This is a genomic window from Njordella calcicola, assembly GCF_056494125.1.
This window is the reverse complement of the sequence record NZ_CM151396.1, coordinates 91,306-104,861: the sequence shown is the minus strand read 5'-3', so window position 1 is coordinate 104,861 and position 13,556 is coordinate 91,306. Positions and strand designations below refer to the sequence as shown.

The window sequence follows — 13,556 nt, the reverse complement described above, 5'->3', positions numbered from 1 at the left end:
AAGCTCACCGACTTTGAATTCAACTAGCTTGGAGCGAGCGGGCTTAGGACTTCGGGAAATCGAAGTCCGGTTCGGCTGGCATGCTGCCGAAATCATCTAGATTATCCATCGAAGCCACCGCAGCTTCATCCTGTGGCGGTTGGGCGACGGCCGTGCGACTGTTGTACGCGGACTTTCTACGCGAATTCTCAAGCACCGCAATGACTAGAGTGGCGATGATGCTTAACGCAATCAATGCGATCCAGAAGATTTCCCATAATAGCGCCATGTGCCGAAGTCCCTGTAACAGTATTGAAACACGATTTCCCTACAAACCTAATTCGAACCGATGGGAAACTCAAGTTGCCTGTTTCGGATCAGCCAAATCTGGTCGAAGTTTCTAACGGTTTTACCATCTACCGGATTTGCCTGGAACAATCGCCGATTGCGAGACTTGGTGCAAACGTGTCATTTTGCGACGGCAATTGCACCGTGAACTTCCGCCCAGAGCGGTGAATTCCGGAGGCCTTAATGAGTCGAATGCGATGGAGTTTCCCAAACGAGCTCCAATTCGCGACGTTTTTTTCTTTCCGCAAACACGGATTACCGCAGGCATTAAACTGGGCGATTGTCTCAAAATGAGTTAAGCTTAGAGCGTGTTCTCGTTACGCCTTTTGACCTCCGTTAGTCTCGTATGCCCTCTTTCTTAATTGTCACCCACGGAATTGATTTAGATCGTCGCTACGTTCTTGATGCCGCTGCGGATATCAAGATTGGTCGCGGGTTAGGCTGCCAAGTTGCCATTAGCGACCCTTTGTCCTCACGGATTCACGCCTCGATTGCTTTTCAAGACGGCCAATGGATCTTAACCGATGCTGGCTCTCGAAACGGCACACTGGTCAACGGTTCGAAAGTCGATGTCGCAACCCTGTACGACGGCTGTAAGATTCGCATCGGCAACACGGAGATGCAATTCAACCAACAGGAAACGCGGCAAGCCGACGATCTGACGATTGAGACCATCAATCTCGCTCATTCGATGATCGACCAAGAAGAGAGCGTCAAAACAGGGCGTTCTGCACTCGCCGCTTTGAAAGATCGCAAACGCTTTGAAGAGCTTTACGAACTGTATCAACTCTCATACATGTGCTTGTCGACCGACAACCTGGAAGCCACCATCGGCAAGGGTTTGGCTATCCTGCGTGGCTTTACCAAAGCGACCGTCGTTGGCTTCCTGTCGACCGACGATGTCGGCGATCTGAAGCCATTCTACATTGATCCTGCCGATGGTGCTCAACGATTAAAATTGAGCCAGCGGCTGACCGATTTAGTTGTGAAACAAGCGACTGCGATTTGGACTAAGCACGAGTTGCGCAAAAGCAACGATGACGGCGCTTTGCGCAAGTTTTCCGATGCGATCTGTATTCCGATGTTGGAAGAGAAGCAACCCTACGGCGCGATCCACTTGTACCGTGAAACAGAGCAGTTCCAAACACACCACTTTGACTTTGCCATTTCAGCGGCCAACATTCTCAGCGCAACCATCTTGCGCAATCGCAGAACGCAGTCGCTGCATGTCGCCAGCAACCGCTTGAAGCAAAAGCACGCGGACTTCGACGAACTCATCGGCGATGGCAACGCGATGAAGAGCTTAAAAGAACGTATCCTACGCATTGCCAAAGCGAACGGAACCGTTTTGATCCGCGGTGAAAGCGGTGTTGGTAAAGAGCTTGTGGCTCGTGCAGTCCATCGTGCTGGCAACCGCGCTTCGGCTCCGATGCTCAGCGTCAATTGTGCGGCGATTCCTTCCGAGTTAATGGAAAGCCAACTGTTTGGCCACGTAAGAGGCTCGTTCACCGGTGCCGATAAGGACCACGCTGGCCTCTTTAAACAAGCCGATGGTGGAACCTTGTTCTTGGATGAAGTCGGCGAATTAAACTTAGGTGGTCAAGCAAAACTGCTTCGCATTTTGGAAGGCCACCCGTTCTTGCCGGTCGGGGGCGTCAAAGAAGTCCGCACCAATGTCCGCGTGTTGGTTGCGACCAATCGCGATCTACGAGATTTTGTGCGTGACAAGCGATTCCGCGAAGACCTCTACTATCGACTGAGCACCTTCGAATTGAACATCCCCCCACTGCGTGAACGTGGTAGCGACATAGAGCAATTGATCGAATACTTCTTTGAGCACTTCCGCAATGAGCATGGCCGCCCTACCCTTCGGCTGTCAGATTCAGCTCGCAGAAAATTGCTGCAGTATCGATGGCCGGGGAACGTTCGCCAGTTGAGAAACGTGATGGATTCCGCAGTCGTTCTGGCTGTGGGGGATGAGATTGGAACGAATGATCTTGCCCTGCATGAACCGCTGGCCGATCAGCTCGACACGCTGCGAATCGAAGATTGGGAACGACGGCTTATCCCTGAAGCCCTCAAGCGAGCCGATGGCAAGATTCCTGATGCTGCGGATCTGCTGGGCATCTCGCGAGCGACACTGTACCGCAAGCTGGAAACGTATGGCTTGAATAAAGAAGGCGAGCGCATTTCGGAAGAGTATGACCACCAGTAGCGACAAAGTTGCCACGCACAATCGCCAGGGGTGGGATCGGCTGGTTGCAGTGGCTCATGTTCTGACCAAACCTGTTACAGCCGACGAACTTGCCAATGCACGCAAGATTCTCGATCCCGTGGGCTGGCTGGGTGATCCAAAAAACCAACACGTCTTGTGTTTAGCAGCCGGAGGAGGCCGCTTTTCCGCTTTATTCGCAGCCTTAGGCGCTAACGTGACCGTCGTGGATCTAAGCCCAGCGATGTTAAAGCACGACCGACAACTTGCGGACCAGCATGGATTTTCTATTCGTATCATCCAATGCGATATGTGCAATATGTCGATGCTGGCCGACGCCGAGTTTGACTTGATTATGCAACCTGTCAGCACAACCTATTTGAGCGAACCGCGATTCGCTTTTGCCGAAGCGGCTCGAGTGCTCAAACCTGATGGAACTTATATCTCTTTTCACAAACAGCCGACGAACTTGCAGGCTTCGTTGCAACCTGATTCGCAAGGCTACGTCATCCAGCGACCGACTAGCAGTTCGATCCAGAATCCGATCGACTTGCAAACTCGCTTTCGTGAAGCAGGTACGATCGAGCATGCACATAGCTTGCAAGTCTTGCTAGGAGGCATCTGTCGATCTGGGTTTGTCATTGAAGACATCATCGAACCACAATATGCCGATATCCATCAATCGCCAGGCAGTTTCGGCCATCGCTGCGCGTTCATTCCCCCCTACATCGCCGTGAAAGCTCGTCGTTGCCCAACAGCACATGGGACAGCGGCAAGCACAAAACCGGCAGCCGGTCGCATCATTTTCGAATGACTGGGCAAGCTAGTTATGTGGAAGCCAAACGCTAGCTGGAATGTTGCAAGTAACGATTTCAACTTGACCTTGCTTAGCGGTTGGCAAGATCGCCAAGAAACCCGTATCGCTGAACTGTTCGCAGTACTTCCGTGCTTTTTCCACTCCCATGACAAACAGCGCGGTGGCTAGCGCGTCGGCTCTGGCTGCGCTGGGATGCAAGACCGTGATAGAAAGCATCCCTGATACCGGCCAACCGGTACGTGGATCAATGATATGCCCATAGCGGACACCGTTGAAGTAAAAGAACTGGTTCGCTGGCCCGCTGGTACCTAAGCCTGTGTTGCGTAATCGCAGTTCGCCAAGAATGCATTGTTGATGATCCGGGTGACGCACGGCGATGCGCCAGCCTTCCTGCGAGTCGATGTCTAAGCGGTTGCCAGATACCAAAATACTGCTGTGTCCCCCATGCACCAAGAAGTCATGCACATCGCGACTTTTCAAGACCGCAGCCATTTGATCTAGCGCATATCCTTTGCCAATCCCACCGCTATTGATCCGCACATCCTCACGTTGCCGAACGACCGTGACTGGAGCTTCACTGAGTTGGAACGCTTGCTTCTTAAGTGCCTCGACGGCAGCTTGGACCAAATGCGGTTCTGGCATTTGACCTTGCCTGCGCGAGAACCCCCATAGTTCGCTCAATGAAGCGGCCGCTAGATTAAAAGCCCCGTCGGTTTGCAACCGCAGTTCCTCGCCGATCGCGATCAGTTCAGCCGTTGCGGCGGATACTGGAACGGGAGTTGCAACGGGGGAACGATTAATGCGGCTGAATTCGCTTTCGGGCTTATATACGCTCAAAAGGCCCTCGAGATGCTCTGCGATATCCAGGGCGTGCAAGGCCGCTTCTGGTCCATGGTCTGGCAGGCCCGCATTCAACAACACGTCAAATTGACACGCCATTAACCAGCGACCAAATTCAAGTTGATGCGTATAAGCAATTTGCTTGGCCATAAAGCTAGCTTCGTTAGTAGGAATCTGGGGGAGGCTTTCGTTAGGTGTGGCAAACGGCCTGCGACATTGCAACATCCCAAATGTCGTTGTCTAGGTTACAATTTCTAGCATACTGAAAGAAATGCCATTCATTAACTCGAAATCTGTTGTGAACTCGCCTACATTTCCCACCCATACCTTCAATTCGACCTCCGCCAACGACGCCCTCGAGCGCCGCTGCCGCCAAAGCATTCGCGGAGATGTCTTCTTTGATGCAGTGAAACGCGGAGTTTATGCCACCGATGCTTCGTTGTATCAAGTCATGCCTCGCTGCGTCATCGTTCCGCGTGATGAAGCTGACATCGTCGCGGCCGTTGCAATTGCCCGAGAATACCGACTGCCTGTAACTGCGCGCGGGGGTGGAACTTCACTGTCGGGCCAAACATATGGTTCGGGAATGATCATCGATGTCTCCAAGTACCATAACCAAATCCTTGAACTGAATGTCGACCAAAAATGGGCTCGCGTTCAATCGGGGGCTGTCCGTGATGTGCTGAACCAACAACTTGCCAAGCATAAGTTGCATTTTGCGCCGGATCCGGCGACGGGTTCTCGAGCAACGATTGGCGGCATGGTTGGCAACAACACGTGTGGCACTCGCAGTATTGTCTATGGAAAATCGATCGATCATGTGCTGGAGTGTCGCGTTCTGCTGAGCGATGGAACAATCTGCAATTTCCAACCTCGCCAGGCAGACTTCTGGCAAGCACAGTCCCATCAAGAAGCTGGCTTGCAACGTGAAGCGGAACTGCTCCGCCAGCTTGAACCCATCATCCAAGCGAATCACGACGAAATTTTGCGACGTTATCCGAAAGTGCTTCGCCGTGTCTCCGGATACAATTTGGACGAATTTGTAGACGGTGCAGGTTATACAGGGTCGATCGGTCCGCGTCGCGAGCACAATCAAGGTCACCGCGTTTGGAATCTCTCTAATCTTATTGTTGGTTCTGAAGGTACGCTTGGCATCTTGTTGGATGCGAAGATTCGATTGACACCCAACCCTCAATCGACGGCGCTATGTGTGGTCCATTTCGATAGCTTGCTTGGTGCCCTGCGCGCTGTGGCCCGAATCTTGGAAGCAGATCCTTCTACAGTTGAACTGCTGGACATCACGTTTATGGATGAAGCCCGTATCAATCCAGCCACGCGTGAGATGTCGCATTTCATATTGGGTGATCCTCAAGCGTTACAGGTGGTGGAATTTATGGGTGCTAGTCCAGCGGAAGCGACCGAGCGAGCCGATGCATTTGCTGCTGCGATGCAGAACGAAGGGCTCGGGATCGCTTGGCCAGTATTCTCCGACCCCAAAGACATTCGCGATGTGTGGGAGACTCGTAAGCTGGGCTTGGGATTGATCTCCAACGTCAAAGGCCCAACCAAAGGCCGCGACTTTATCGAAGACGCCTGCATCCCCATCCCTTACTTGGCGGAATACATCGAGAAGGTCGAGCAGCTATGCCTAAGCGAAGGCATCACACGAACCAGTATCTACGCGCACGCGTCGGTCGGCGTGGTGCATGTTGTCCCGGCCATCAACGTGCATGACCCCAGCGATATCCAAAAGATGGAACGCGTTGCAACTCAAGCGTTCCAATGGACCATGGAGTACGGCGGTTCTTGGTCGGGAGAGCACGGCGATGGTCAATTGCGAGGACAATTCCTGCCGGACATGTTCGGCCAACCCTTGTATCAAGCGTTTTGTGACATCAAGCACTTGTTTGATCCAGTTGGTTTGATGAACCCTCGCAAGATCGTCAACACGCAACGTATGACCGAGAACTTGCGGTACCAAACGCCTCATTATCAACTCAATGCAGCCCAAGCGGAATCCAAAGCATTGTTCCATTATGCAGACCAAGGCGGATTGCAGTTGGCCGTCGAACAGTGCAATGGCGTGGGCGCTTGCCGCAAACTGGGCTCTGGGACTATGTGCCCTTCCTATATGGCGACTCGTGACGAACATCACTCTACGAGGGGCCGCGCCAATGCGTTGCGATTGGCAATGTCGGGGCAACTTGGCAAAGACCCCATCGAGGCGTTAGCATCTGATGAAGTTGACGATTGCATGTCGCTGTGTTTGGCCTGTAAAGCCTGCAAGACCGAATGCCCTAACGCGGTCGATATGGCCAAACTAAAAAGCGAAGTTTTGCAGTTGCGACACGACCAGAAAGGGACGCCGTTGGGTGCAAAGATTATCGGCCGAATGCCGGACGCGGCGAAACGATTAGCGGGTCGAGCGGCCAAGATGGTGAATTTCGCGTCGATCATCCCCGGAGGACGACGGGTGCTGGAGAAGCTTACGGGCATCGATCGTCGTCGGCCGTTGCCACCATTCGCAGCGACAACTTTGGAGCAAACGTTAAAGGACAATCCTATCGCTGCTGGCCGACGGGACCGAGGACAAGTCGTGCTATTCGACGATACCTATGCGAACTATTTCGAGCCTCACATAGGATATGCCGCGATCCAGTTGCTGGAAGACGCGGGCTTTACAGTGATTCTGGCCAAAGCGGGCTGCTGCCAGCGAACTCGGCTGTCCAAAGGCTTGGTCCGTGAAGCGAAACTGTATGGGGCAGAAACCTTTCGCAAGCTGGATCAATTCGCGGCCCAGAACATCCCCATCTTGTGCCTCGAACCATCATGCGCGTCGGCTTTGGTAGATGATGTTGCCGATTTGATCGACGATACCGCTATGGCAGGTCGCGTTTCGAAGTGTGTACGCATGATTGACGTGTTCTTGGCAGAACAAGGCGTTGCGCTGGAGAGTAAGTTCAAGGATATTTTGCTGCATGGCCATTGCCACCAAAAGGCGATGTTTGGCACCAAAGCGATTCACCAGTTGTATCAGGCAAGCACAGACACCCGTTGCACGGAAGTCGATTCAGGATGCTGTGGCATGGCGGGCTCGTTTGGATACGAGCATTATGATTTGTCGAAGAAGATCGGTGAGCAGCGTTTGTTTCCGGCCGCCCGAACCGCTCAGCAGTCCGGTAAGACGATCGTGGCCTGTGGAATATCTTGCCGACATCAATTGAAGGACTTGTGCGATATCGAAGCGAAACATTGGGTCGAAACCGTAACCGCCACAAACGCTTCTACTCACTAACAAGTAGAAATCAAAGCTTTAAGCAGCCCAGGGGTTCTGGTTTTTTCTTGTTCAGCAACCGCTTGAATGCTTTGGCATACTTCTTGGTCATACGTACGACAGTGTTGCACCGCACATCGACCACTTTGCTGCCGCCCTCGATCGGTTCGGTTAGCAAGTAGGGCAAGCAGATTGCCTTGACTTTAAGTGGTGTTCCGCTGGAATCACGCTGCACAATTTGAACCACCTGGTCGTATGGCACGCTGCAGGAATCATACAGCCAAGCGGGATACTCTTGGGTGGTGCTGAGCAGCGCGATCCAGTCGCCTTGGCCGATATCTTCGGGAGCTACCAGAGCTGCGACAAAAGTGCGTGGTTTCGATTTGGCGATCGTCGATTTCATAATCAGAAAGACCCTCAATCGGGCAAAGGGTTCACCTGCCGCTACAGATTCCGCGCGAAGGCTTGCTGAACAAGTGACCTTCTCTTGTCGGAAAAGCGATTCGTTGGTCCGCAGCTTTGACGAAATGCCCGAAACCGACTAGCCTAAACGGGGTTATGAATTGGTTCTGACCTGCCGACCTCTCTCAAGGACCCACCCGATGAAATTGTGGCGTTTTCTCCCAACGATACTTCTTTGTTCATCGGCCATTGTGGCACTACCGGAAAAGTCAACTCTTGCGGACGAAACCGCACCTCGCAATGGCAAAACTATCCCGCTGTGGGCAGACGGTGCGCCTGGTTTTGAAGACCGCAAACAAGAACTCGAGCGGGCGGAAAGCTACTGGGTCAAGAACATCCACAATCCGTCCATCACGGCCTATTTCCCTGAGAATGCCAATGGAGCAGCCGTTGTGATCTGTCCTGGAGGCGGCCACCGCGAATTGGTATTCAAAGCAGAAGGCGTCGAAGCTGCCGAGTACTTCAATCGCTTGGGGGTTACGGCCTTTGTCTTGAAGTATCGATTAGGACGCGAGGAGGCATCGCCCTATCAAATCGACCAGCACGCAAAACAAGACGGCCAACGTGCGATCCAATTGGTCCGCAGTCACGCAAAAGACTGGTCCCTGGATCCTGGCCGCATTGGCATCATGGGATTTTCTGCCGGTGGCGAAGTGGTCTCCCTAGTCAGTTACTCTCCGGACGCCGCGCAGCCTGAGGCTACCGACCCAGTTTCACAAGCCAGCAGCCTGCCTAACTTTCAAATCTATGTTTACCCTGGACCGTTAGGAATTCCCGAAACGCTTCCGGAAAACACGCCGCCCACTTGGATGATGGTCGCCAACGACGACATGGGAGCCGCACGCACCATTTTTGATTTGATGCCCAAGCTGCGCGCTGCAGGGGTGCCGATGGAAGTCCATATTTATGCCCGCGGAGGGCACGGCTTTAACATGGGCAATCGTTCAAAATTAGCCACCATCTCTACTTGGCCGGATCGATTGGGCGATTGGCTCACGGACAATTTCATTTTGGATACCAGCGGCCGCGAAACATACGAAAAAGAATTGGCTGAACAAAAAACGCGGATGCAGCGAGCCAACCAGCGGCGGTCACCACAAAATCGACCAGCCACAACCCAGTAGAGCCGATCAACCTGCTGCCCCAACGCCTTTATTTGCTTGACTAGCCTTGCATGTGAGCCAACTATAGTTCGCTACGCGGCGTATAGAACCGAACCACCTACGCTTTGATTTGCCTTCCATAAAAGACAGCATGACTTATTTCAACTTGCCCCAATCCCTTCGTTCTTTTGTAGCTTTGTCGGCAACGTCGATTGCGCTGGCTGCTACCGCATACTGCGACGAAATCGAGTCGCCTGCCGTAGCCGCTTCCGAACCACAACCAACGATCGAACTGGGCGAGAAGTTTCGCGAGAAAATCAAGCCGATGTTTGCGGAGAACTGTTTCGCTTGTCACGCCGACGGTTCTGCCGAAGGTAGTTTTTCGTTCGACGCACTATTGCAAGAACCCAATGGACATCTGCGCAACCAACAGTGGCACCGAGTATTAAAGCAGTTGCAAGCAGACTTGATGCCGCCACGAGACGAAGCTCAACCTTCAGCCGAAGAGATCGCGTCGACGATCGATTGGATTAAGTTCGACGCCTTTGGGATCGATGCTAATAATCCATCACCAGGAAAAGTGACTGTCCGTCGACTGAACAGGGTCGAGTATCGCAACACGATCCGCGATTTGATTGGCATTGATTACGATACTGCTACCAATTTCCCAGCAGACGATACGGGGCACGGTTTTGATAACATTGGCGATGTGTTGTCGATCTCACCGCTGCTCTTCGAGAAATACGTCGACGCGGCCAACGACATCGTGCGGCGAGCCGTACCCACGCAAGCGGCGGTCGTTCGTCGCCAAGCTATCCCTGGAGGACGCTTTCAGCTAGACCCAGTCGTTGAAGAGAGCAATGATGCGACTGCAGAGGCCGCCGATAATACCAACAACGAAGCAGCGCCCGCTCGCCGAGGCAGCAACAGAGCCAACCGCACCAGCCCACGTGGTGGCGGTCTACGTGATGAATATGGTCCGCTGGAACTTTCCTACTATCAAGCGAATGTCGCGCGGCATACGTTCGCTGTCGAACTGCCTGGCCAATACGTCGTGGAATTGGACATGCGGGCCTTCGAGACCTATGTCGATAATCAATTTGATCTAAACAAGTGCGAAATGACTTTCGCCGTGGATGGGCAGACGCTGCTGCAACAAGAACTCGTTCGCCAAGGCGGGAAGAAGTACAACTTCCGATTCAATCAAACATGGGAAGCGGGCCAGCACGAGTTTGTGATTACCGTCAAACCACTTTCGCAAGAGCCTCAAATTCGCAACTTACGCTTTCAAATCTCGACCATCACTTTGGAAGGTCCCAGCGCTCCAGAGTTCTTTGTCAAACCGGACAACTATGACAAGTTCTTTCCAAGAGACGTGCCGCAATCGGCAGCGGCGCGACAGGTCTATGCACGAGAGCTGCTTCAAAGCTTTGCAAGCCGCGCATTCCGCCGCCCTGTCGACGCAGACACACTGGATCGTTTAGTCGAATTGTCTACTTCATTGCAGGAGGTCGGAAAGCCGTTTGAAGAAAGTGTCGCTAGTGCGATGACGGCCATTCTCGCTTCACCCAAGTTTCTCTTCCGCGAAGAGTTCGCTGAAAAGGACGCTCAGCAAACTCCGTTTCCTTTCATCGATGAACATTCACTAGCCTCGCGATTGTCCTACTTCCTTTGGTCATCGATGCCTGATGCGGAGTTGACTCGATTAGCCGATGAAGGGCAACTGCGAGCCAACCTGGATGTGCAAGTTTCCCGAATGCTGTCCGATTCCAAAGCCAAAGCGTTCTACGAAAACTTTGTCGGTCAATGGTTGCAAGCTCGAGCGATCGAAACCATTCCGATCAGCGCTCGTGCCGTTCTGCGACGCGAACAAACATCGACTCCTGTATCCGACACCTTGCGCCAACGTTTCTTTGAGCTGTTCCGCAAAGGGGACCAGCGGTCTGAGGAAGAGAACAAAGAATTTGAAGTTGTCCAAGCCGAGTTCCGCTCTCAGTCTGGAAGCGTTCCTCGCGTCGACTTGACGGACGATATCCGACGCGCAATGAAGTATGAAGCCGAACTACTGCTGCAACATATCGTAAGCAACGATCAAAGCGTACTGGATCTGATCAATGGCAAATACACTTTCCTAAACGAGACACTTGCCGCCCACTATCAGATCGACGGCGTCACCGGCGCAGAGATGCGCAAAGTCGACTTGCCCGCCGATAGCGTGCGTGGAGGGATACTGACTACGGGAACTTTCCTCAGCGTCACGTCCAATCCCGATCGGACGTCGCCGGTGAAGCGAGGACTTTACATTCTTGAAAATATCTTAGGGACACCCACCGGAGCTCCGCCACCCGATGTGCCCGCGCTGGATGAAGGTGTGGAAGGCCGACCAGGCGAGACGCCAAAGCTCAGCTTGCGAGAATCGTTGGCCATGCACCGCGAGAATCCGGTGTGCAGCTCGTGCCATAATCGTATGGACCCGCTGGGACTCGCGTTCGAGAATTTCAACGCGATGGGGCGTTTTCGCAAAGCGGAATTAGGGCAAACCATCGATGCTGCGGGTACGCTAGTGACCGGAGAGAGTTTTGCTGACGTTCGCGAACTGAAAGAAATCCTTGCTAGCAGCCGCCGACTCGATTTTTATCGTTGTATTACCGAAAAGGTGTTAACCTATGCGCTGGGTCGTGCCGTAGAATATGAAGACGTACAAACCATCGATAATATCGTGACGGAGCTGGAAAGCAGCGGTGGCCAAGCGTCCAAGCTGATCAGCGGCGTGATCAATTCCAACGCGTTCCAGCGGACTCAGCCTCCAAAAACGAACCCCCACTCCGTCGCCAGCCACCCTTGATGTTCGCAAAGCAATTAGCCGTTCACACCTCGATCATAAAAGCCACAGAAACACGCGTTAATGAGCCGCTGGGCGATAGCCGCGGTTGTCAGGTGAGAGGCTACAAAAACCGGGGCTATCGCCCTGCGGCTAATCGAGCCGTGAACGATTACCAACACAGCAGAGCGAACCGATCTCACTTTTCGTGAGTTCCAAACCTGCCTTTGACCAATTGATTTCCCGCAAAGAATCCCCTTAAGATTTCCACGTAAAGGTAACTGACCATGCACAAACCATTTTCCCGTCGAGGTTTCTTGCGAGGCATCGGAGCTTGTGTAGCTCTGCCCGCGTTTGAATCGCTGCGATCCGGTTACGCGTACGCCGCCAGCGGCGAATTCGGTTTGGCCACGACGGCTACAGGCGCTCCGCTGCGAACCGCATTTCTTTTCTTCCCAAATGGCGCGATTCCAAAATACTTTTGGCCCGATGAAAGTGCGACGGAAAATCGGCTCAGCCGAACTCTGGAACCACTTGCGGAACTGCGTGACAGGTTTCAGATTTTAAAAGGCCTAGACAACGTGTCTGCTGAAGGCGGACCCGACGGCGGTGGTGACCATGCTCGCGGCAATGGTACCTTCCTGACCGGCGTGCGTTTGAACAAAAGTGCAACCGACATTCGCGCGGGAGTTTCGATCGATCAAGTGATTGCGCAGAACATTGGGCACTTGACGCGTTTCCCCTCGCTGGAACTTGCCTCCGATCCGCAACGTCAAGCGAGCAACTGCGACTCAGGTTATTCGTGCGCTTATCAATACAATATCTCGTGGCAATCCGAAACGACACCGATGGCCACCGAGAACAACCCTCGCTTGGTCTTCGAACGACTCTTTGGTTCCGGCAAGCCCGGTGAAAGAGTTGCCAGCTTGAAGCAACGCCGCATCGAACAACGTAGCGTGCTAGATTTTGTCATGGACGATGCTCGAGCGATGCAGAAACGTTTGCAGGGCTCTGACCAATTGAAGCTGGATGAATATTTGACCGGCGTCCGGGAACTTGAAAAACGCATTGAGAAAGCTGAACGTTTTGGTGACCCTCAAGAACCACAAATTGAAACGCCCCTTGGTATCCCAACTTCCCACGAAGAGCATGTCAATTTGATGTGCGAGCTGATGGCCCTGGCTTTCCAAACGGATTCAACTCGAGTGACTAGCCTACTCCTTGGCCATGATGGCGATAATCGATCGTTTGACTTCATCGGTATCTCGGAAGGCCATCACGATTTGACGCATCACCAAAACAAAGAAGACCGGATCGAAAAGGTTGCAGAGATTGACTATTGGTATTCGAAACAGTTTGCCAAACTGCTGCAGCGTTTGGATTCGATCGAGGATGTCGATGGCAATTCGCTGCTGCACAATTCGATCATTGTCTATGGCAGCGGGAATGCCGACGGCAATCGCCACACGCACCGTGACCTTCCGGTACTGTGCGCCGGCAATGGCGGTGGGCTGCTGACGCCAGGTCGATTTGTGAATCACGGTTCGGTGCCAATAACCAACCTTTACCTGTCGATTGCTGATAAGATGGGGGTCAAAGACCTGGCTCGTTTTGGCGATTCCTCCGGACCTTTGAACAACGTATAGACAAGGTGGCAGGCACGCTCCGCCGTGCCGTCCGCAGGAATGGTTTTACGGCAC

9 protein-coding genes are annotated in these 13,556 nt (G+C 53.0%); 6 read left to right on the top strand and 3 right to left on the bottom strand.

Going from position 1 to position 13,556, the window contains the following annotated elements:
- Positions 1-43: 43 nt before the first annotated feature.
- On the bottom strand, positions 44-268 hold the full coding sequence (locus SH302x_RS00375; protein ID WP_479366517.1) for a hypothetical protein: 225 nt from the start codon (positions 266-268) through the stop codon (positions 44-46).
- Between the two features lie 405 nt (positions 269-673).
- Between SH302x_RS00375 and SH302x_RS00370 the strand changes: the two genes are divergently transcribed.
- Positions 674-2,542: a sigma 54-interacting transcriptional regulator gene (locus tag SH302x_RS00370; RefSeq protein WP_479366516.1), complete on the top strand. Its 1,869-nt coding sequence runs from the start codon at positions 674-676 to the stop codon at positions 2,540-2,542.
- The gene (locus SH302x_RS00365; RefSeq protein ID WP_479366515.1) at positions 2,529-3,353 is read left to right on the top strand and encodes a class I SAM-dependent methyltransferase; all 825 of its coding nucleotides are present in this window, start codon (positions 2,529-2,531) and stop codon (positions 3,351-3,353) included. The genes SH302x_RS00370 and SH302x_RS00365 overlap by 14 nt, the downstream gene beginning before the upstream one ends.
- 9 nt (positions 3,354-3,362) lie before the next feature.
- Here SH302x_RS00365 and SH302x_RS00360 read toward each other — a convergent pair whose 3' ends face one another.
- Positions 3,363-4,346, bottom strand: coding sequence for an FAD:protein FMN transferase (locus SH302x_RS00360; protein WP_479366513.1), 984 nt, complete (start codon positions 4,344-4,346; stop codon positions 3,363-3,365).
- Between the two features lie 148 nt (positions 4,347-4,494).
- Between SH302x_RS00360 and SH302x_RS00355 the strand changes: the two genes are divergently transcribed.
- Positions 4,495-7,491: an FAD-binding and (Fe-S)-binding domain-containing protein gene (locus SH302x_RS00355; protein ID WP_479366512.1), complete on the top strand. Its 2,997-nt coding sequence runs from the start codon at positions 4,495-4,497 to the stop codon at positions 7,489-7,491.
- A gap of 10 nt (positions 7,492-7,501) precedes the next feature.
- Here SH302x_RS00355 and SH302x_RS00350 read toward each other — a convergent pair whose 3' ends face one another.
- Entirely contained in the window at positions 7,502-7,873 is a 372-nt protein-coding gene (locus tag SH302x_RS00350) for a hypothetical protein (RefSeq protein ID WP_479366510.1), read from the bottom strand.
- 199 nt (positions 7,874-8,072) lie between these two features.
- Between SH302x_RS00350 and SH302x_RS00345 the strand changes: the two genes are divergently transcribed.
- The 3 genes from SH302x_RS00345 to SH302x_RS00335 all read left to right on the top strand — a co-directional run bounded on the left by SH302x_RS00345 (position 8,073) and on the right by SH302x_RS00335 (position 13,502).
- A complete protein-coding gene (locus SH302x_RS00345) occupies positions 8,073-9,056 on the top strand; it encodes an alpha/beta hydrolase (protein ID WP_479366509.1) in 984 nt (327 codons plus the stop codon).
- A gap of 130 nt (positions 9,057-9,186) precedes the next feature.
- The gene (locus SH302x_RS00340) at positions 9,187-11,880 is read left to right on the top strand and encodes a DUF1592 domain-containing protein (RefSeq protein ID WP_479366507.1); all 2,694 of its coding nucleotides are present in this window, start codon (positions 9,187-9,189) and stop codon (positions 11,878-11,880) included.
- 263 nt (positions 11,881-12,143) lie between these two features.
- Entirely contained in the window at positions 12,144-13,502 is a 1,359-nt protein-coding gene (locus SH302x_RS00335; RefSeq protein WP_479366506.1) for a DUF1552 domain-containing protein, read from the top strand.
- Positions 13,503-13,556: the final 54 nt, after the last annotated feature.